The organism is Pseudomonas zanjanensis, from assembly GCF_014268745.2.
Classification (GTDB): Bacteria; Pseudomonadota; Gammaproteobacteria; order Pseudomonadales; family Pseudomonadaceae; genus Aquipseudomonas; species Aquipseudomonas zanjanensis.
Window position 1 is genome coordinate 22,971 of sequence record NZ_JABWRB020000009.1, and the last position, 20,554, is coordinate 43,524.

A 20,554-nucleotide genomic window follows, 5' to 3' on the forward strand; every position below is an offset into this window, starting at 1 on the left:
GACTGATGATGTCATTGAAGAAAATCGCTGTTACCGCCGCCCTGTTGCTCAGCGCCATGCCGCCCCTCAGCCAGGCCCGTGATACCACGCTTTACCTGCCTTTCGACAAAGTCGTCAACGAAGCCATCCGCACCGGCAAGATCGACCGCAGCGTGAAGTTTTACCTGGCGGGCGACGAGCCTCAGGGCAAAGTCAGCGTGCTCAGCGCTGGCGAAGTCACCAATAAAAAAACCAATGCCTTCAACAAATCCGACGTAGAAGCCTGCGAATGGGTAGTGCAATCGGCGCTGATCAGCCTGCACCAAGCCGCCAAGGCCGCGGGCGCCAACGCCGTTATCAACATCGTCAGCTTCTACAAGCGCAACGAACGCCGGGATGCCACCACCTATGAATGCCACGCCGGCGCGATCATGGCCGGTGTTGCGTTGAAAGGGGACTTGGCGAAGGTGCAATAAAAAGCGCCTGGAGCTGTGTAGGAGCGGTAGGAGCGGTAGGAGCTGACGAGTGCAACGAGGCTGCGATCTTTCCTCAGATATTTAGTCCCAAAAAGATCGCGGCCTTCGGCAGCTCCAGGGCCGATCGCGGTGGGGCAGCGCCGATGAGGCTGATGTGCCGCCGTCATCGCGAGCAAGCTCAGCTCCCACAGGGTTCATTGGCACCCCCAAACATTGCCGACACCCCAGGTCCACTGTGGGAGCGAGCCTGCTCGCGAAAGCGGTGGTTCAGTTGGCGTAGATGTCGATTGCACTGCCATCATCGAGAGCACGCTCGCTCCCACAAGTTCTGGGCTTGGCGCCATGGTGCTCTTCAACCTGTTTGGAAATATCCGGCAGCCCGTTTGCCAAGCAAGAATCTTGCTCTCGCTGGTCGGCAGCCCTCGTTCACAAAAGATAATCCTAAATCGTACTCGGGTGCAGGCGATGAACCTCCGCCAGCTTGAGAGCAGGCAAAAAATCCTCCGCCATCGGCACCCCCTCCCGCACGATGATCATGAAACGCCTCTGAAGCGTATTGATAATCTCGTCACCATTGCTCAGGCGACTGCCGACCAGCGCAATGTCGCTATTGTTTTTCCCAGCGCCGGTGATGATCCGTGCCGTGCTGCCATCGGCGTATACCACCTCATCGCCTTTCTGCGCGGCGCGTACTTTCCAGCCATTGTCCAAGGTGAACGTCAACGACGATGACACTTGCTGGATCGTTCCGCCGTCCCGCGTCTGGCTGCCCTCGGTGGCCACTCGATAGATGGCGATTGGCGGATGAGCTTCGACAAAGGCTTTTTGTCGACTCACGAATGCCGCGACGTCTTCGCCGTAACCCTCAAGTAGCCGGGGCTCCAAGTACAAGTCATCCAGATGACGAAGAGCTTCATGGGAGATTTCGTTGGTGTAGGGGGCATCCAAAGATGAGTGCATTTCCAGGGACCTCATTCATGGGCTTCAGGCTGCATCCCTTGCACGGGGAAGGAGCACTGAGCCGGCGGCTTCGGAATGATGAATGAGACGTTGCAGCGCGGGTGAGTCGCAACCCCTGCGGAGTGGTCTGTGTTACGAATCGGAAGCGTCGTAACTGGAAATGTGCGTTTTCCTACAGCCGAAAGGTATTCGACACAACTTTTCGTCCCGCCCTGTCCTGCTGATGCCGATTTAGGCAGCGCTCTTTGCCGCTTGTCGGAACTGTCAGCTCTGACAGTTTCGATGGGCGTCCCCATGGCTTCAGGCTTTTAGCCGTTATCCAGGTCAACGTTCGTTAAAACTGTTCGACCTTATGAGCTGCAATTCGCATCTCAAGAAAATTAACTTGGCTCCAAACATGGATGAAAAATTGATCAACACAATAGCCTGGTCGGGCCGCGCAGCCATGTCTTCCAAACACGCAACAGCGTCTTCGGCGGAACCAAACAGCGTCGTTGTCGACGGCGCGACATTTACCCATTCCTATGTGTCCGTGAACGGTATTCGCCTCCACTACCTTATGGGCGGTGACGGTGAACACCCGATTTTGCTGGTGCATGGTTTTCCGGGCAGTTGGCGTAGTTGGGAACCGTTGATGGGCACGTTGGTGCGTGCCGGTTATACGCCCGTGATTCCTGATTATCGTGGAGCGGGGGCAACTGATGTATCAGCCAGTGGCTACGATAAAAAAAGCATGGCGCATGACTTACACGAACTGATAACGCTCTTGGGCTTCAAGCAGGTTGATATCGTAGGTCACGACATGGGTTTAATCGTTGCCTATGCCTACGCGGCACTGTATCCGGATGAAACGAAACACATCGTATTGATGGATGGGTTCATTCCAGGCATCCCCGGGTGGGAAAACGCTTATAACGGAAACCCTGCTGCGGGCACTACCAGCAAATGGCATTTTCGCTTCTTTGGCAAAACGGCCATTGGCATGATCAAAGGGCATGAAAAAACCTACCTGGATATGTTTTTTGATGACTTTGTATTCGAGGGCAACGATAAAGTGTCCGATGAAGTGCGACAGGCATTGGTAGACGACTACGCCCGGCCAGGCCGCATGGAAGCGGCATTCAAGCTTTATGCAGCCTGGATAGAGCATGACGCGAACGACAACCTGGCGTTTGCCAAGCATAAATTGACTGTTCCGCTACTCACCATCGGCGGCGACCACTCGAGAGGAAAAACCTTGGCCGAGCAGGCCCTGTGCATTGCGACACAACCGCACTCATTGATATTGGTCAATACCGGCCATTGGGTGCTGGAGGAGCAAATGCAAGCGACCAGTGAGGCAATCCTGGCGTTCCTCACAATAAAAAAATGACAAGTGCGCCCACTATCAAATCAACAAGCCTGCGACTGTCTGGAGGATGACCGAAAGAGAAAGCTGCCCAGGTTCATGATGGAGTCATGAACGAGGAAGGCGCCTTTCGGCGCCCTCTCAAACAGCACGAATCAAGACAGCCGGGTTATTGCGCTTGAATCAACTTGCTTTCCGCCACGCCGGCACGGCCGGTTTTATCATCGACGACCTGCAGGTTGTTACGAGCCTTGATGAAACCCACTTTCACTTCCTGCCAGACGAAATAGTTCTTGCCGGCCTCTGCGCTGAGCTTGAGCTCTGAATCGTTTTCCGCAGATGAGACCAGCGTCTGCTGGCCAGCCGGTACCGTTAGCATCAAATACGACTTGGCAACGGTCTGTCCGACGGCTTTGCCGTTGAGTGTTACCGGCATTTTTACCCCGGCACCCATGCTCTCGTTGCGGTAAACGTAGATATTCGCTTTGTCAGGGACAGTCTGGAAGGTTTTCGCCTGCGCATCCTGGGTGTCATCCGCCATTTTTACCGAAGCACACCCTGTGGTCAGCGCGGCGACTGCCAGCAAGGCGGTAAAGGTCAACTGCTTGAACATCCTGTTTCTCCATGATTGGGTTGGTCGAACAATTGAATATCGGCCGAGACGTTGGAAAACTAAAGCAATCTTCATATGCCGGCCAAGGGTGGATGCTGCCATGGCGCCTGGCAACAGCAAGCCTCAAGCCCAGACAGGTAACGCCACCCCATCGGTCAACAACGCCACAAACGCCGCCGCCATCGGCGAACGCTGGTCCTTGCGCTGCACGAGCCACACCGCCGACACCGCCGCCGGGTCGAGTAGCGGGCGATAAACCACCCCATCGATACGCATCCGCTGGTAGGACGCCGGCAATACCGAAACGCCCAGCCCCGCCGCGACCAAGCCAATGATGGTCATGGCTTCACCGGCTTCCTGGGCGAAATGCGGGCTGAAACCGGCGTCGCGGGCCAGGCTCAGGAGTTGAGCGTAGAGGCCGCTGCCGTAGCTGCGGGGGAAAAATACAAACGGCTCCTGGGCCAAGGCCGAGAGGAACAGGCCGTCTTCGTTGCCTTGGGCCAGGGGATGCTTGGCACTGAGCACGGCCACCAGCGGTTCGCGGCTGAGTTCGATTTCCGTCAAGGTGTCGGGCAGGGGCAGCGGGCGCATGATGCCCACCTCGATCACTTCATCGAGCAGTGCGTCGGCGACTTGGGTACTGCTCATTTCCCGCAGGTTCAGGTGCACCGCCGGGAAGCGTTGCCGGAATGAAAAAATCGCCTGGGGGATGGTGGAATTGAACGGTGCCGAGGAGGTGAAGCCGATTTTCAGCTCACCCAGTTCCCCTAGCTGGGCACGGCGGGCTACGTCGGCGGCCTTTTCGACTTGGGCCAGTACCCGTCGCGCCTCCTCGAGGAACAACCGCCCGGCCTCGCTCAATTCGACCCGACGGTTGGTACGCTCGAACAACCGCGCACCAATCTCTTGCTCCAGCGCTTGGATCTGCTGGCTCAACGGCGGTTGGGAGATCCCCAGGGCCAACGCGGCCCGGCCAAAATGCAGTTCTTCGGCCACAGCGATGAAGTAACGCAGGTGACGCAGTTCCATGGGCCATCCAATAGGTCGTTTAACGACTTAAACAGGTCGAACAATATATTGGATAGAAACATTAGCCGGCTATATGCTTTTTTCATTGCCTGCCTGATCGTGTCCTTGCGAGGTCCACTGTGAAAACTGCTGTCGCTCCACTGGCCCATGAAATCCCGCCGCGTGCGCAGGACGATGTCGCCGTCGAACTCAAGGACATCTACATCGAGAAAGGCACGCCGTTGTTCATGCGCACGGTGCTGGCGCTGTTCTGCGGTGGCTTTGCGACCTTCGCCCTGTTGTATTGCGTGCAACCGATGATGCCGCTGCTGTCCAAGGAGTTTTCCATCAACGCGGCGCAGAGCAGCCTGGTCTTGTCGGTGGCGACCGGCCTGCTCGCCATCGGCCTGCTGATCACCGGTCCGATTTCCGACCGCATCGGCCGCAAATCGGTGATGGTCACGGCGCTGTTCGCCGCGTCGCTGTGCACGATTGCCAGCGCGATGATGCCGACTTGGGACGGTGTACTGCTGCTACGCGCCTTGGTCGGGCTGTCGTTGAGCGGGTTGGCGGCGGTGGCGATGACTTACCTGAGCGAGGAAATCCACCCCAAGCACATCGGCCTGGCGATGGGGCTGTACATCGCCGGCAACGCCATCGGCGGCATGTGCGGACGCCTGATCGCCGGGGTCCTGATCGACTTCGTCAGTTGGCACACCGCGATGCTGGTGGTAGGTGGCCTGGCGCTGATTGCGGCGGCGGTGTTCTGGCGGATTCTTCCCGAGTCACGCAACTTCCGTCCCCGTTCCCTGCACCCGCGCAGTCTGTTGGACGGTTTCACCCTGCACTTTCGCGATGCCGGGTTGCCGCTGTTGTTTCTCGAAGCGTTCGTGCTGATGGGCGCCTTCGTGACGCTGTTCAACTACATCGGCTATCGCCTGCTGGCCGAGCCTTATCATCTGGATCAGGCCTTCGTCGGGTTGCTGTCGGTGGTGTATCTGTCGGGTATCTACAGCTCGGCAAAAGTCGGCGCACTGGCGGACAAGCTCGGTCGGCGCAAAATGCTCTGGGCGACCATCGCGCTGATGCTCGCTGGCCTCTTGCTGACCATGGCCACGCCGCTGTGGCTGGTGATCCTGGGCATGCTGGTGTTCACCTTCGGTTTCTTCGGCGCCCATTCGGTGGCCAGCAGTTGGATCGGCCGCCGCGCTCTCAAGGCCAAGGGCCAGGCCTCGTCGCTTTATCTGTTCAGCTATTACGCCGGGTCCAGCGTTGCAGGGACGGCGGGCGGCGTGGCCTGGCACCTGGGCGGCTGGAACGGGATCGGTTTGTTCATTGGTGGCTTGCTGGTGATTGCGTTGTGGGTGGCGGTGAAGCTGGCGAAATTGCCGTTGTTGCCGGGGAATGTGCAGGTTTAGGCCCTCACGACTTCACGACCCAAACCAGGGACAGCGCGGACACTTTGTGGCGAGGGAGCTTGCTCCCGCTCGGCTGCGCAGCAGTCGCAACCTGGTTGGCGGGGTTCACCTGTTGCACCGCGGCGTCTGGTTTTGGGGCGGCTGCGCCACCCAGCGGGAGCAAGCTCCCTCGCCACAAGAGCCCATGCGCCTGGCCAAAATTGTTGTTTACTCGGTCGGTCATTGACGTAAAACCACCCGCGCACCCAGCACACCATTCTCAGCTTCCAGAGTCAGCGACTGCAACACCGCGCCATCACGCTCTTGTTCATCCAGCCAACGAAGCAACGAATTGGCCTCGCCACTGACGGCGAGTCGCAACGAATCGCCGTCGACCTCCATTTGCGCTATGTCCAACCCCGCCGCTGTCGCATCCTCGTTGACGCGCACCGACAAGGGCCGGGTGCCGGCCGTTGTTTCCCGGGTGGGTTCGGCGCGCTGGATCCGGGCACTCAGTTCGGCCTGTTGGCGATGTTGTCGTTCGGCAACCTCCAGCCGTTGCCGAGTCGGTTGCCAGATCGAGGTGTAGGCCACAGCCACCAGCACCAACCCGGCAAGTCCCAGCAACAGCCCTTGCTCGCGACGCGATGTTCTCCCCCAGGCCTGTTTCAAGACCCGCCATCCATCGATGTTCATCAACGGCTCTCCAGTGTGAGGATGGCCTGCACGCGGTTGTTTTGCTTGCTGGCGCTGCCCAGGGAGACGGGCAATCCGTTTTGCTGTCCGCGTTCACGCAGTTGTTCAAGCTCGACAAAACTGTTCGCCGTCAGCTGGATTTTCCAGCCTTCGCCTTCGCGAAAAACGATGCGCTGCACCTCAACGGTGCTGGCACCGATGACCTGCTCGGTCAGACGGGTCAGACGCGCAACCTGAGTGTCCGGACCTGGCCCACGCCGGCTCTGCAATGCCTGGAACTGCGCCGCCAGGTCGACGATCCGCTCCTGCTCCGGATGCAACGACCTGAATCGCTGTTCGCTTTGGACGTACAGACGCCGGGTTTCACTTTCAAGAAAGCCTATGCGCGCTTCACTGAAGGCCCAGGTGAGCATCAACGCGCCGAGCGCAGCCACCGAGGTGCCTCGCCACGGCAGCGGTTGGCGGCGCCGACGGAACTCGCCTTGCAACAGGTCAATGGGATGTCCGCCCGTGCTCAACAGCCACTCATCGATGCCTTGGCGATCACGGTCCTCGTCCAGCCAGTGCATCTCCTCAGGCAAGCCAGGCTTGAGCGTTGCCAAGCCTTGTACCGACAACGACAACCGCGCCGACAGTCCTCCACCCAACAGCCAGCGCCCGAACCAGCGCACCCCAAACGCCTGGTCATCAGCAATCAGATCCGCATCGACATGCACCGCACGGGTATCGATGCCTTGCTCGGCGAGCAGCGCCAACAGCGCCTGGAACCGCGCCCGCGCCGTCACCATCAGCGGATAGCGGTGCTGACGGTCCCGCGGGCCGATGCTGATGTGCAGCGCCTCCAGGTTTTCACTCAGTTGCTCTTCGATGGCGAATGCGAGGGCCTGGGATCGGGGCTGGCGTCGAGAGGGCCACGGATCGCTGCGCAACCAACTGCACATTTCCATTGGCAACAGCACATCGACGGGCCGGCCGTTCAACTCGCCGGCCGCCTCGTGCAACGGCAGGCGACGACGCTCGCCGGTTGGCGACCACACGCAGCACGGCCAGTTGGCGCAAGGCGCGTCCAGCCCTTCGGCGGTCAGGTAAAGCCAGGCTTTCATCAAGGAAACTCGCTGGGGTTGAAGGGTAAGAAACGACGCTGACGAACCGTCCAGCGTCCACTAACGGAATCGCGCTCGATATCCGAGGTCAGGCGCAGACGGCTGTCGGCATGGATCACGCTCACAGTGATTCGAAACCAGCGGCTGCCCACGCCCAACCCATGGCTGTTGAGGCCGACTCCGGACAGCAACGGGTCGTTGGTAAACGCCTGCACGCTGGCGTATGGCACGTGACGACGTTGCTTGACCAATGCCTGGGTGGGCCCGGCTTCCATCCCATCGAGGGTCATCAGCACACGCTGCGAGGCGGTATTGATGTTCAGCCGCGCGTCCTTGGGCAGCAACACCACCCAGGGCTCCAGGCGCCGCAGCGTCTGGCCGTCGACGCCCGGCAGCAGACGCAGTTGACTCAACTCCTGAACCGGCCCGACCTGGGGCAACGTCAGTGGCGGCAGATCCAGCAAGGCCAGCAGGCGACTCCAGCGATCGAGGCTGACCTGATCGATTTGCCCCAGCGCCAGCAACGTGTTGAGATTCAGGCGCCCGGACAAATCCTCGATAGCGATGCGCAGCTCGGCGCCGTCCACCTCCAACACGGGCTCGAGCCGAGCCCAATCCTGGCTCAGGTCAACGGGCCCGGACGACGTGATCCCACTGCCTTCCAACACCACCCGCGCCCAGTCTTCACCCGCCAACCCTAGTTGCCGCAACTGGACCTGTTGCAGTTGCTGCGCACTGCTGTGCAACAACAGGCGATGGCTGCGCAACAGGCCACCGACCAGCAGCAAGGCCAGGCTCAGCACCAGCAGCACGCTGATCAGCGCCACGCCGCGTTGGCGCCTCATGGCAGCGCCTCTGGCAACAGCAACACTCGACGGACCTGCTCGAAACGCCCCGCCGACACGATCAACTCCAGCGCCAGCGGCGCGCTGCCCCTCGCGGTTTCGCGGTGCCAGCCCCGCTGGCGATCGAATACGCGCCAGCTCAGGCTGTGGACGTCGTCGAGCAGTTTCTGCCGCTGCGCAAGCGTCGTGCCTTCACCGACACTCTCGCGCCATAACGCACCGCCCTGGAGCTGATAGGTCACCGCTTGCCGTTCGCTGCGCGGCTGGTCCAATGGATTGCGCCAATGGCTGCGCTGCAACCGCAAGTGCCCCGGCGCGAGCACGACCGAGTCGACAACCGCCTGCCACACATCCCGTTCGATCACGCCGACAGCACGCTGCAAGGCCCGGATGTCGCGCTCATGCTGACCGGCTCCCTGCTGGGTCCGCACCACGCCATCGAATAGCCGCCAACTGGCCAGGCCGAGCAAGGCAAAAATGGCGATGGCGATGACCAGCTCCAACAAGGTGAAACCCGACTGCTTATTCATGATGGCTTCGGATCCACCCAATGGTGCGGTGCGCGACGGTCGCGCTATCGCCGCGGCTAACCTGGATCTCGACCTGCAACAGCCGCCCATCACGGGCCGGGGCAATCCGCTGTTGCAAGACCCAATCGCGGCGATCAAGGTACCGGCTCAGTCGCTGTTGTCCGGGCGCCGGGATAGCTTGCAGGCGCAGTTCGCTCAACTGATTGTCCGCCAGCCAGGCGCCGAACAGACGGTCCTCCAGGCTAGCGCTTTGCTTGAGCACGAACTGGCTGGCCGAAAGCACTGCCGCCGCCAGCGTCGCGAAAATCGCCAGGGCAATCATGACTTCCAACAGCGTGAAACCCTGGCAACCGGCGGCCTGCCTGCGCGCGTTACTCATCGATCAGCAGCTCCGCCAGACCATCACTCGAGACCCGGGCAATCGCCTGCCCAGCGACTTTGATCAGCAGCCTGAACGGGCTGATCTCGTCACTGCTGAGCATCAGCAACTGCGGTGGGCCTTGAACGTCGTCGAGGCGCAGGACGTGACCCTCCTGCTCCAACCCGAGCGTCAGGCCCTCGGGCAATCGATGCAACGCCGATACCGCCGTCCAGTCCTGGGCTTCGAGCCGCAACGCCTGATAACCGTCGGGCTGCACACGCACCCCGTATTCCTGCCCGTCCAATACCGCCCGCTCGCGCAACTGCTGCACCACTGCGGCAAATTCCCGGGCCTGCTGCCGGGCTTCACGCGCCGGGCTCGGTCCCGTGGCGAAGCGGACCATGCCCGCCAGGATGCCGATCAAGACGATGACGACCATCAGCTCCAGCAAGGTGAAACCCCGGCAACGATGCTGCATGTTCACTCGGTCCAATTGCCGATGTCGGCCGCCATCCCTTCACCACCCGACACGCCATCGGCGCCCAGGGAGTAGAGGTCATAGCCGCCATCGAGGGATTTGTGCCCGGGATTGAGGTACTGGTAGGGCGTGCCCCAGGGATCGACCGGCAGGCTTTTCAGATAACCCTGAGGGTTCCAGCTCCTCGCCACGGGCGTGCCGGACGGGCGCTTGCTCAACGCCTCCAGGCCTTGTTGGGTCGAGGGGTAATGGAAGTTGTCGAGACGGTACATTTCCAGGGCCGTGGCGATTGCCTGGATGTCGGTACGGGCGGCCGTCACCTTGGCCTGGTCGGGGCGGCTCATGAACTGCGGCACCACGATGGCGCCCAGCACGCCAATGATGACCACCACCACCATGATTTCGATCAGGGTAAAGCCGCGTTGTTGATGAGGTGCGGATCGGTTGCTTTGGAGTTTCATCGGTCAATTCACCAATTGGTTGAGACTAAGGATCGGTAGGAGAATGGCCATGACAATCAGCAGCACGACGCCGCCCATCAGCACCAACATGGCCGGTTCGAAAAGGCTCACCACCAGCGCGATGCGCGCCGCGAGGCTGGCCTCCTGTTGTTCGGCGGCCCGGGCGAGCATGTTGTCGAGTTCGCCGGCCCGCTCACCGCTGGCGATCATGTGCAGCATCAACGGCGGGATGTCGCCGCCCTGCTCCAGGCCACGCGTAAGCGTCCCGCCTTCGCGGACCGAACGGGCGACGTCGGCCATGCGGGCGCGGATCGTCAGGTTGCCGATCACCTGCGCGGCGATGTGCAGGGCGTCCACCAGCGGCACCGCGCTTTTGCTCAGGATCGCCAGGGTGCTGGCGAATCGGGCCGCTTCCATCGCCCGCAGCACTTCGCCCAACACCGGCAGCCGCAGCAACACACGGTGCCAGCGCAGGCGCCACGCCGGCTGGCGCAGGCTCCAGCGCCACAGCCCGAACAGCCCGGCCAGCGCACCGAGCATCAACAGGCCATAGCGGCGCAAGCCATCGCTCACGGCGATCAGCGCCTGGGTCAGCCAAGGCAATGGCTGGCCGCTGTCGATGAAAATCTTCACCACATCCGGCACCACGTAGCCCAGCAGGAAGCCAACAATCGCGACACAGGCCAGCATCAGGATCAGTGGATACACCAACGCCAGTTGAATGCGCTGGCGCGATGCCTGCCGCGCTTGGGTGTAGCTCGCCAACTGCTCCAACACCTGGCCCAGGTGACCGGATTGCTCGCCCGCCGCGACCGTGGCGCAGAACAGCTCGGGGAACGCCTGGGGAAAGGCCCTCAGGGCCGTCGCCAATGCGTGGCCTTCCATCACCCGGCTGCGCACCGCCGCCAGCAGGTGGGCGACGCGGCGCTTCTGGCTCTGTTGCGCCACAGCTCCCAGGGATTCTTCGAGGGGCAGGCCGGCCTGGATCAACGTGGACAACTGCAACGTCAGCAATGCCAGATCCGCCGGGCTCAAACGCGCTCCGGCATGCCGCCCGCCCAAGGTTCGCGGTTCCTTGGCTTCAGCCAGTTCGCTGGGCAGCAAGCCGCGCTCGCGCAGCAACTGGCGAGCGTGGCGCGGGCTGTCGGCTTCCACACGGCCCTTGCAGCGGCGGCCCTGGGCGTCTTCGGCCCGATAGTCGAAGGTCGGCATGGTGCTAATCCTCCTGGGTGATACGCAGCAGTTCGTCCACGCTGCTCAGGCCTTCCAGCACCCGCTGGAGACCGTCCTGGAACAGGCTGCGGGAGGTCTTGCGCGCCTCGGCGGCCAGCACCTGCTCGGTGGCGCCCTGATGAATCAGTTGCGACAGGGCGGCGCTGACATTGACCAGCTCATAGATCCCGAAGCGCCCGCGATAACCTTTCTGGCAGTGCTCGCAGCCCCGGGCCTTGAACAACCGGGGCGCGGCAGTGGCGTCGAGGCCCAGGCGCCGGCAGGTGGCGGCGTCCGCCACATAGGGCGTCTTGCAGGACGGGCACAGACGACGCAGTAAGCGCTGGGCGACGATGCCAGCCAGGGACGACGCCAGCAGATAGGCATCCACGCCCATGTCCACCAGCCGCGTGACCGCGCCGACGGCGGTGTTGGTGTGCAGGGTCGAGAGCACCAAGTGCCCGGTCAGCGACGCCTGCACGGCGATTTCGGCGGTCTCGCGGTCGCGTATTTCACCGACCATCACCACGTCCGGGTCCTGGCGCAAAATGGCCCGCAAGCCGCGGGCGAAGGTCATGTCGACTTTCGGGTTGACCGGCATCTGGCCGATGCCCGGCAGGTGATATTCGATGGGGTCTTCGACGGTGAGGATGTTGCGGCTCTGGTCATTGATGCTGCTCAGCGCCGCGTACAGGCTGGTGGTTTTCCCCGACCCCGTGGGCCCGGTGACCAGCACGATGCCGTGGGGCTTGCCGAGCAACTGGCGCAGACTCGCCAAGGTGTCGTCGGGCAGGCCCAGGCGCTGCAGCTCCAGGCGCCCGGCCTGCTTGTCGAGCAGGCGCAACACCACGCGCTCGCCATGGGCCGAAGGCAGGGTCGAGACCCGCACATCGACCTCGTGCCCGGCCAGGCGCAAGGCCATTCGCCCATCCTGGGGCACGCGTTTTTCGGCGATGTCCAGGCGCGCCATGACCTTGATCCGCGACACCAGCAGGTTCGCCAGTTCCCGGCGCGGCCGGAGCATTTCCTGCAACTGACCGTCGATGCGCATGCGCACCGACAGGTACTGTTCGAACGTTTCCAGGTGCACATCCGAGGCGTGTTCGCGGACGGCCTCGCTGAGCAGCGCATTGATCAGGCGGATGATCGGCGCATCGCCCTGCTGCTCCAGCAGGTCGGTGGTCTGCGGCATCTGGTCGGCCAGGCTGAGCAGGTCCAGTTCCTCGTCCAGGCCTTGGGCGACCTGTTCGGCGGCGCTCTGGCCCTGGCGATAGACGCTAGCCAGGCGCGCAGCGAACTGTGCCGGCTCCAGTATCTGGATCGGCAAGTCCCGCCCGCACAGACGCTGCACTTCGGCCACGGTGGTGAGCGGTGTATCGCGGCGCATGACCAGGCTCAACGTCGGCCCCGCACCTTCCAGCATCACGCCCAGGCGCCTGGCGAAACCAAAGGGCAACGGGGCTTGCGGTTCAGTCACAGGGCACCCGAGCGCTGTTGCGGATCAACCGCCGCGGCATCTGTGGATGACTCGAACAGCTGGCGGGCGTCCCGGGGCAACAGCAGCGAATTGTTTTTTTGCGAGCCGGGCTTGCTCAACTCCCGAAGCGCGTCATAGCGCTGGCGGCTGACCTCGGCAAGGTCTTCGTTGCTGCGCACGATGGTCGGGCGCAGGAACACCATCAGGTTGCTCTTGGTCTGGGTGTCGCGGTTCCAGCGAAACAACGCACCCAAATACGGAATGCTGCGCAGCAACGGCACACCGCTTTGCTGGGTGCGGACACTGTCGCGGATCAGGCCGCCAATCACGATGATCTCGCCGTCGTCCGCCAGGATCGTGCTCTTCAAGGCGCGCTTGTTGGTGATCAGGTCGGAGGAGTCCACGCCGGAAACAGACGGCGCGATGTCCGAAACCTCCTGCTCCACTTCCAGGCGCAAGGTCGAGCCTTCGTTGATGTAGGGCTTGACCTTGAGGCTGATGCCGACGTCCTTGCGCTCCACGGTGGTGAACGGGTTGTCCGCGCCGTTGCCACTGGTGGCGTAGGAGCCCGTCTTGAACGGGACGTTCTGGCCCACGATGATTTCCGCTTCCTGGTTATCCAGGGTCAGCAGGCTGGGGGTGGACAGCAGGTTGCTATGAGTGTTGCTCGCCAGCGCCGAGATCAGCGCACTGAAGCGGTCGCCGCCCAGCCGCAGGATCGCACCTTCCGGTCCTTTATCCAGCTCACTGAGGTTCAGGTTGCCGATGATCGGGATGTCGGTACCCGGAAAGTTGATAAACCCGGTCGCGCTGCCTCTGTCGAGGCCCCACTGCACGCCCAAGGCTTCGGTAATGTCCCCGGAAACCTCCACGATGGCCGCGTGGATAAGCACTTGGGCCCGAGGTTGATCCAGTTCACGGACGATGTTTTCAATGATACGAATCTGGGCCGGCTCGGCGATCAGCACCAGGGCATTCTGGCTTTCATCGGCCTTGATCATGAACGGCCGGGTGGCGGCAATGTCTCGCTGGCCAGCGAGTGCCGGTGTGGTTTTTTTATCCTGCCCGACGCCTTCCAGCACTTCGGCCAATTGCTTGGCATCGCTGTGGCGCAGGCGGATGACCCGGGCGTTGTCCTGGGATGCCGCAGCCGGGACATCGAGGCTCCGGGCCAGGTCGACCAGGCGCTGGCGCACCGTCGGCGGGCCGATGATCACCAGTCGATTGCTGCGGGCATCAGCGATCACCACGCCCGCCATGTCACCCTCGCGCTTGCCGACGGAGGCTTCCATCAGTGGCGCGATGTCCCCGGCCTGGGCATGCCGCAACCGCACCGCCACATGATTGCGGTTGCGCCCTGAGTCCAACTGCCGAACCACGTCGGCGAGGCGCTGGACATTGGCAGCGGTGTCGGTGACCACCAGGGCGTTGGACGATACCGAAGGGCCGACGTAACCATTGGCCGACACCAGGGGCCGGATCAACCCGGCGACGTCGGCGGCGATGCTTGATTGCAGGTCCAGGACCCGGGTGACGAACTGCGACGGCGTGGCGTTTTTTGCATCCGCGATTGCGGCGCGCGTCTTGGCATCGCTGACCGGGGTGATCAGGATGCGCTCGCCCTCGTCGATCACCGTGAAGTTATGCGCATCGAGGACCGAATAGAACAACCGACGCACGCCTTCGCGGTCCAGCGCCTCGCGGGACATGACGGTAATGCGTCCTGAGACTCTGGGATCGAGCACCACGGTCTTGCCGAGGATCGCTGAGAACTCCTCGACCACGTCGCGCAGTTCCGCGTTGTTCATCGCCAGTTGCCACTGGGCCTCTTCGGCCTGCAGTAAACCGACGGGCATCAGCAGGCAGGACGCGGCGAGGCAGAACAGGACGCGCGAAACACGGCCCCGGATAAAGCTGTTCATGAATTCGATCACTCTAATTGCCCGGCCACCGGGCGTAGGTATTGCGAGGAGTGGATAGCCGCTTGGCGCCCATCTTCGGGGTCCAGCTGGCGCAACAAGGGCTTGGCCGCCGGTTGCAGGGCCAATCGCTCTTCACGTCCATTGCGCCACAGCGTCACATGGCTGGTCTCGACCCGGCGCAGCACACTGCCACCGGGCAAGCGCTCACCCACCTGATAAATGCGCGGGCCGGCGGCGTCCGCCAGCAAGGCCCGCGACAAACCTTGGTCGGCAACGAAACTGGCTTGCAACGTAATGGGTTCGGCGCTCGGTGCCTGGGCACCTGCAGGCACCAGGCCGAGCACGGTCGCCACCGCTTGCACGTTGGGCACGTCGCGAACCGGCGCCACCGGTGAGTCGGCCAGCGCCGGCAGGTCATGGCCCAATGCCTGGCGAAAACGCCACTCTTGTCCGGCCAGGAATCCCCCATAGAGCAGCGGCACGAGCAGCAACAACAGCGTCGGCAGACGGCTGCCGACCCGAAACGACAGGCTCACCTTTGCACTCTCCGAAGCGTGTTTGCAGGCTTGGCGAAGGACATTCGCCGCACCACCCGGCGTCCGGAAAACTCGTGCCAGAGCACCGCGCACAGATGCAGCGCGACGAGCATCGAAAGCACCACGCAAGACAGCCTGTGGACGGTGTTGGCCAGGTCGATCAACACCGGATCAGCCAATGGCTGGGGGAATCGAACGAGGCCAAAGACACTGATGGGGCTTTTCATCATCAGCACACCGGTCACCAGTACGACACCGATGACCAGATAGATAAGCCCATGCACCGCCAAGGCCAGCCGCTTGTCCAATGAAAGCGTCGCGCCACGGGGCGCCAGCTCGCAAACGAACAGCCAGGCCCGCCATAGGAAAAACGGAATGAACAGCGTCGTCAGCGACACATTGAGTGAGCCGACCCACTGTTCGGTCGAAGCGGATACCGAGTTGAACGCCACATAAAAACCGGACGCCAGCGCCCATAAGATAATGGCCGCCGACAACCAGTGCAGCAGCACACGTCGCCTGGAGTAAGGAATAGACATCACTGCGTTCTCATCTGAAAGCCCCAGGCAACCCGTACGGATCGGCTGGGGCTATGCCTGTCAGGACTTACAGCTTGTCCCAGGCGCTCTGCCAGGACGCACCGACACCTGGCTCAAAGCCGTTCGCTGTCGGGGAGTACTGCTTGCAGTAGCCGGACGCGGGGAACGGCTTGCATTCGAAGACTTCGTCAGTCTTGGGCTGCAGCACTTTCGTACCGGCGGTGTAGTCGCTGATGCCTTCAGGGAACACGAAGTCGTATTCAACACCTGCGCCCTCGCCGGTCAGGGTGACCGTCTGGGTCTCCTGGCGCGTGGTGCGGCCGTCTTCGGTGGAGCCCACCAGCGTCAGGGTATGAACCCCTGGGGCGCTGCGCACGTCCAGGCTCAGCGCAGTGCTGCCTTCACCCACCTTGCTCACGACACCCACTTGCTTGTTCTTCTCATCGAACAACGTGGCTTCGAGGTTCATCCGGCGGTTTGTCTGCGCGGCGAACGCCATGCTGACCCGACCTTTGTCGAGTACGTACTCTGGCTGCAGGGAGGAAATTCCCAAGCTGGCGCCCGTGTCTTCCTGCATGTCCAGTTGCACTTCATAGCGGGTCACACCGCTTTCTTCCTGGGCGTACAGGCTGTTGGCGCCCTTGATCGGCGTGATATTGCCTTCGTCGTCACGAACACCGGCACGAATCGGGGAATGGGCGTTGTTGATGGCTTCGGCCAGTTTGAACGACCAGTTTCCAGCCTCGCCTTCTTCGGCGTTGTCGATGCTGATCTCTACGCTGTATTGGGCATTTTCGCCGGTGGCGGAGAATGCCCGGGCCTTGACCTTGTCCCCTGCCAGCAACGGGGTGGATGGGGTAATGCTGCCCACCGGTTTCCAGCCGCCCGGCAATGCGGCTTCGGCGAGGATGTTCACATCCACAGGGTTATAGAACGCGTTATCGGTATCGCCCACTGTCCAGACGCCCAGGATGACGTGGTGACCCGATTTACTGTCAGGAATGACGCAGTTGTGTGGGGCACCGGCTACCGGGGGTTGATGACCACCATCCACCGTGCAGAACGGTGTGTTGTCGAACGAGGCGCGCTTGAGCACTTCGTTCGGGTTCCAACCGTCGCGGGTAATGAAGTATTCGTGTTTGGTCGCAGGGTGCGCGGCGGAGTATTGCCATTGAAACGTGATGTTGCGGTCCCTGATTTCAGTCAGGTGCCAGCGCGTGGCAGATTGCGCATCGAGGGCAGAAAAACTGGCTTTGCCGCCACTGGCGATTTTGCCGTCGACAGGGCCTTGCAGCGGTGCACCACCGACGCCACTCGGGAAGCCCTTGAAGGTTTCGCCGGTACTCTGCGGTTCGTACTGCGCGCCGCCGCAGTTCAGGTTGACACCTTGCTTGCACAACAGCGCACGGGAAGGCGGTACTTCGACGAAACCATGGGCCAGCACACTTTGCGATGCCGCCATGGCCGACAACAGAACTAACGAGGACGCACACCCGGTTAATACATTGCTCTTGTTGAAATTATTCTTCATATAAATTCCAGACCAGTCATCAAAAATGAAAGACGTATCACCGTCTTCTTGAAAGGTGCGCCATACCGCTCGGCGCGTACCCTTGCAAGTGCCGGAACCTTATAGAAAGTTGAACGTGCCCTATGTAGGACAAATCTCTCAACATAGAAGGAATGATCTCTGAATCAATTACCCCTACATAACCAGAGAAACATCTTACGAACAGAAATAACTATCAACTAAAGACAAACAAACACACCTGAAAAAATAATCGGCTGTTTTATCTCGGATCGCTAAACAAGCGGACATTAAAAAGCCTGTCCGGCACAGGTCCGGACAGGCTGGGTGACGGGGGCCGCAAGTCAGACGTGATATTGCGCCGACAACTCATGCACCGCCCGCAGGAAGGCACCGGCGTGTTCCGGGTCGACTTCCGGGGTGATGCCATGGCCGAGGTTGAACACATGGCCGCTGCCACTGCCGTAGCTGGCCAGGATCCGCCCGACTTCAGCACGGATCGCTTCAGGCTTGGCGTAGAGCACGGTCGGATCCATGTTGCCTTGCAGGGCGACCTTATGACCGACACGCTCGCGAGCGTTGCCAATGTCGCAGGTCCAATCCAGGCCCAAGGCGTCGGCGCCGGCCTCGGCAATGCTTTCCAGCCACAGGCCGCCGTTCTTGGTGAACAGGATCACCGGGACTTTGCGACCTTCGTGCTCGCGGATCAGGCCGCTGACGATCTTGCGCATGTAGGCCAGGGAAAACTCCTGGTACGCCGCTGCCGACAGGTTGCCACCCCAGGTATCGAAAATCTGCACCGCTTGCGCACCGGCCATGATCTGGCCGTTGAGGTAGGACGTGACCGACTGCGCCAGCTTGTCCAATAACAAGTGCATGGCTTGCGGGTTGTCGTAGAGCATCGCCTTGGTCTTGCGGAAGTCCTTCGACGAGCCGCCTTCGACCATGTAGGTCGCGAGGGTCCACGGGCTGCCGGAGAAACCGATCAGCGGCACACGGCCGTTGAGTTCACGGCGAATGGTGCTGACCGCATCCATGACGTAGCCCAGGTCCTTCTGCGGATCGGGAATCGGCAGGGCTTCGATGTCGGCCAGGGTGCTGACGACTTTCTTGAAGCGCGGGCCTTCGCCGGTCTCGAAGTACAGGCCTTGGCCCATGGCATCGGGAATGGTGAGGATGTCGGAGAACAGGATCGCCGCGTCCAGCTGCGGGTAACGGTCCAGCGGCTGCATCGTGACCTCGCAGGCGAACTGCGGGTTCATGCACAGGCTCATGAAGTCGCCCGCCTTGGCGCGGCTGGCGCGGTATTCCGGCAGATAGCGACCGGCCTGGCGCATCATCCACACCGGGGTGACGTCTACGGGTTGCTTGAGCAGGGCGCGAAGGAAACGGTCGTTCTTCAGGGCAGTCATGTCGGCATCCGGAAAAAAAGTGCGGGCATTTTCTCAGAGCGCGACGCAAAAGGCACGGCAAGAGCCGTGCCTTTTATCTATCGAGGCAATTTGTCGCAAGGAGTCCACTGAGTTCAGCAGTATCCGGAATCAATGTGGGAGCGAGCCTGCTCGCGAAGAGGCCGGCAAATCCAACATCGAAGTTGGCTGACAGACCGCTTTCGCGAGCAGGCTCGCTCCCACAGGGTTACTGCATTTCAGGCTTGGAGACGGGTCAGACCTGCAAGTAATCCAGGATCCCTTCCGCCGCATTGCGGCCTTCGAAGATCGCCGTCACCACCAGGTCGGAACCGCGGACCATGTCGCCACCGGCGAAGATCTTCGGGTTGCTGGTCTGGTGTTTGTACTGGCCCTGTTCCGGTGCCACGACACGGCCCTGGCTGTCGGTCTGGATGCTGAACTGCTCGAACCACGGCGCCGGGCTCGGGCGGAAACCGAAAGCGATGACCACGGCGTCGGCCGGGATGATCTCTTCGGAGCCCGGGATCGGCTCGGGACTACGGCGGCCACGGGCGTCCGGCTCGCCGAGACGGGTCTCGACCACCTTCACGCCTTCGACCTTGTCTTCACCGACAATAGCGATCGGCTGGCGGTTGTAGAGGAACTTCACGCCTTCTTCCTTGGCGTTCTTCACCTCTTTGCGCGAGCCGGGCATGTTCGCTTCGTCACGACGATAGGCACAGGTCACCGACTTGGCACCCTGGCGAATCGACGTGCGATTGCAGTCCATCGCCGTGTCGCCACCGCCGAGCACCACGACCTTCTTGCCCTTCATGTCGACGAAGTCTTCCGGCGACTTTTCGAAGCCCAGGTTGCGGTTGACGTTGGCGATCAGGAAGTCCAGCGCGTCGTAGACGCCCGGCAGGTCCTCACCGGCAAAGCCGCCCTTCATGTAGGTGTAGGTGCCCATGCCCATGAAAACCGCATCGTATTCTTCGAGCAGTTGTTCCATGGTCACGTCCTTACCCACCTCGGTGTTCAGGCGGAACTCGATGCCCATGCCGGTGAAGACTTCGCGGCGATTGCTCAGCACGGTCTTTTCCAGCTTGAACTCGGGAATGCCGAAGGTCAGCAGACCGCCGATTTCCGGGTTCTTGTCGAACACCACCGGGGTCACGCCACCGCGTACCAGCACGTCGGCACAGCCCAGGCCCGCCGGGCCCGCGCCGATGATCGCCACGCGCTTGCCGGTCGGCTTGACCTTGGACATGTCCGGGCGCCAGCCCATGGCGAACGCGGTGTCGGTGATGTATTTCTCCACCGAACCGATGGTCACCGCGCCAAAACCGTCGTTGAGGGTGCAAGCCCCTTCACATAGACGATCCTGGGGGCACACCCGACCGCAGACTTCCGGCAGGGTATTGGTCTGGTGGGACAATTCGGCGGCCTGGAGGATGTTGCCCTCGGCCACCAGTTTCAGCCAGTTGGGAATGAAGTTGTGCACCGGGCACTTCCATTCGCAGTACGGGTTACCGCAACCCAGGCAGCGGTGAGCCTGGTCGGCCGACTGCTGGGGTTTGAAAGGCTCGTAGATCTCCACGAACTCTTTCTTGCGTTGACGCAACAGTTTCTTCTTCGGATCCTTGCGCCCGACATCGATGAACTGGAAGTCGTTATTCAGACGTTCAGCCATT

Annotated in this window: 21 protein-coding genes; 3 read left to right on the top strand and 18 right to left on the bottom strand. The window is 61.6% G+C overall.

All coding sequences use genetic code 11. The annotated features are described in order from the left end of the window. Nucleotides 1–8: 8 nt before the first annotated feature. Entirely contained in the window at nt 9–455 is a 447-nt protein-coding gene (locus tag HU715_RS26335) for an excinuclease (protein WP_186706060.1), read from the top strand. A gap of 441 nt (nt 456–896) precedes the next feature. On the opposite strand, the gene HU715_RS26340 is transcribed toward HU715_RS26335, so the two are convergent. After that, nucleotides 897–1,415, bottom strand: coding sequence for a PAAR domain-containing protein (locus HU715_RS26340; protein WP_186706061.1), 519 nt, complete (start codon nt 1,413–1,415; stop codon nt 897–899). Between the two features lie 397 nt (nt 1,416–1,812). Here HU715_RS26340 and HU715_RS26345 point away from each other — a divergent pair, with 397 nt between their 5' ends. Further along, nucleotides 1,813–2,787 carry an alpha/beta fold hydrolase gene (locus HU715_RS26345; RefSeq protein WP_189656170.1) on the top strand — a complete coding sequence of 325 codons (975 nt, stop codon included), beginning with the start codon at nt 1,813–1,815 and terminating at the stop codon, nt 2,785–2,787. A 145-nt stretch (nt 2,788–2,932) separates the two neighbouring features. Here the strand turns inward: HU715_RS26345 and HU715_RS26350 are convergent, their stop codons facing one another. Both HU715_RS26350 and HU715_RS26355 read right to left on the bottom strand, forming a co-directional pair. Next, complete coding sequence (locus tag HU715_RS26350) at nt 2,933–3,376, bottom strand: DUF2846 domain-containing protein (RefSeq protein WP_186706062.1); 444 nt, start codon at nt 3,374–3,376, stop codon at nt 2,933–2,935. A gap of 123 nt (nt 3,377–3,499) precedes the next feature. Next, nucleotides 3,500–4,405, bottom strand: a complete 906-nt coding sequence (locus tag HU715_RS26355) for a LysR family transcriptional regulator (protein WP_186706063.1) — start codon at nt 4,403–4,405, stop codon at nt 3,500–3,502. Between the two features lie 140 nt (nt 4,406–4,545). Between HU715_RS26355 and HU715_RS26360 the strand changes: the two genes are divergently transcribed. Continuing rightward, on the top strand, nt 4,546–5,802 hold the full coding sequence (locus HU715_RS26360; protein WP_225917703.1) for an MFS transporter: 1,257 nt from the start codon (nt 4,546–4,548) through the stop codon (nt 5,800–5,802). A gap of 219 nt (nt 5,803–6,021) precedes the next feature. Here the strand turns inward: HU715_RS26360 and gspM are convergent, their stop codons facing one another. The 15 genes from gspM to HU715_RS26435 all read right to left on the bottom strand — a co-directional run bounded on the left by gspM (nt 6,022) and on the right by HU715_RS26435 (nt 20,553). Next, nucleotides 6,022–6,477 carry a type II secretion system protein GspM gene (gene gspM / locus HU715_RS26365; protein ID WP_186706065.1) on the bottom strand — a complete coding sequence of 152 codons (456 nt, stop codon included), beginning with the start codon at nt 6,475–6,477 and terminating at the stop codon, nt 6,022–6,024. Continuing rightward, complete coding sequence (gene gspL, locus HU715_RS26370; protein WP_186706066.1) at nt 6,477–7,580, bottom strand: type II secretion system protein GspL; 1,104 nt, start codon at nt 7,578–7,580, stop codon at nt 6,477–6,479. Before gspL ends, gspM begins: the two co-directional genes overlap by 1 nt. Further along, complete coding sequence (locus HU715_RS26375; protein WP_186706067.1) at nt 7,580–8,425, bottom strand: type II secretion system protein GspK; 846 nt, start codon at nt 8,423–8,425, stop codon at nt 7,580–7,582. Before HU715_RS26375 ends, gspL begins: the two co-directional genes overlap by 1 nt. Then, entirely contained in the window at nt 8,422–8,955 is a 534-nt protein-coding gene (locus HU715_RS26380) for a type II secretion system protein GspJ (RefSeq protein WP_186706068.1), read from the bottom strand. Before HU715_RS26380 ends, HU715_RS26375 begins: the two co-directional genes overlap by 4 nt. Continuing rightward, nucleotides 8,948–9,334, bottom strand: a complete 387-nt coding sequence (gene gspI / locus HU715_RS26385; protein ID WP_186706069.1) for a type II secretion system minor pseudopilin GspI — start codon at nt 9,332–9,334, stop codon at nt 8,948–8,950. Before gspI ends, HU715_RS26380 begins: the two co-directional genes overlap by 8 nt. Then, complete coding sequence (gspH, locus tag HU715_RS26390; RefSeq protein WP_186706070.1) at nt 9,327–9,794, bottom strand: type II secretion system minor pseudopilin GspH; 468 nt, start codon at nt 9,792–9,794, stop codon at nt 9,327–9,329. Before gspH ends, gspI begins: the two co-directional genes overlap by 8 nt. Before the next feature lie 2 nt (nt 9,795–9,796). Further along, nucleotides 9,797–10,255 carry a type II secretion system major pseudopilin GspG gene (gene gspG / locus HU715_RS26395; RefSeq protein ID WP_186706071.1) on the bottom strand — a complete coding sequence of 153 codons (459 nt, stop codon included), beginning with the start codon at nt 10,253–10,255 and terminating at the stop codon, nt 9,797–9,799. Between the two features lie 3 nt (nt 10,256–10,258). Continuing rightward, nucleotides 10,259–11,467: a type II secretion system inner membrane protein GspF gene (gspF, locus tag HU715_RS26400; RefSeq protein WP_186706072.1), complete on the bottom strand. Its 1,209-nt coding sequence runs from the start codon at nt 11,465–11,467 to the stop codon at nt 10,259–10,261. A gap of 4 nt (nt 11,468–11,471) precedes the next feature. Next, entirely contained in the window at nt 11,472–12,944 is a 1,473-nt protein-coding gene (gspE, locus tag HU715_RS26405; RefSeq protein ID WP_186706073.1) for a type II secretion system ATPase GspE, read from the bottom strand. After that, on the bottom strand, nt 12,941–14,866 hold the full coding sequence (gspD, locus tag HU715_RS26410; protein ID WP_186706074.1) for a type II secretion system secretin GspD: 1,926 nt from the start codon (nt 14,864–14,866) through the stop codon (nt 12,941–12,943). The genes gspE and gspD overlap by 4 nt, the downstream gene beginning before the upstream one ends. Nucleotides 14,867–14,874: 8 nt before the next feature. After that, nucleotides 14,875–15,402, bottom strand: a complete 528-nt coding sequence (locus HU715_RS26415; RefSeq protein WP_186706075.1) for a type II secretion system protein N — start codon at nt 15,400–15,402, stop codon at nt 14,875–14,877. Further along, on the bottom strand, nt 15,399–15,941 hold the full coding sequence (locus HU715_RS26420) for a cytochrome b (RefSeq protein WP_186706076.1): 543 nt from the start codon (nt 15,939–15,941) through the stop codon (nt 15,399–15,401). The genes HU715_RS26415 and HU715_RS26420 overlap by 4 nt, the downstream gene beginning before the upstream one ends. A 67-nt stretch (nt 15,942–16,008) precedes the next feature. Then, a complete protein-coding gene (gene gbpA / locus HU715_RS26425) occupies nt 16,009–17,472 on the bottom strand; it encodes an N-acetylglucosamine-binding protein GbpA (protein ID WP_186706077.1) in 1,464 nt (487 codons plus the stop codon). A 341-nt stretch (nt 17,473–17,813) separates the two neighbouring features. Next, nucleotides 17,814–18,881: a uroporphyrinogen decarboxylase gene (gene hemE / locus HU715_RS26430; protein WP_186706078.1), complete on the bottom strand. Its 1,068-nt coding sequence runs from the start codon at nt 18,879–18,881 to the stop codon at nt 17,814–17,816. Between the two features lie 253 nt (nt 18,882–19,134). After that, nucleotides 19,135–20,553, bottom strand: a complete 1,419-nt coding sequence (locus tag HU715_RS26435; RefSeq protein ID WP_003196992.1) for an FAD-dependent oxidoreductase — start codon at nt 20,551–20,553, stop codon at nt 19,135–19,137. Nucleotide 20,554: the final 1 nt, after the last annotated feature.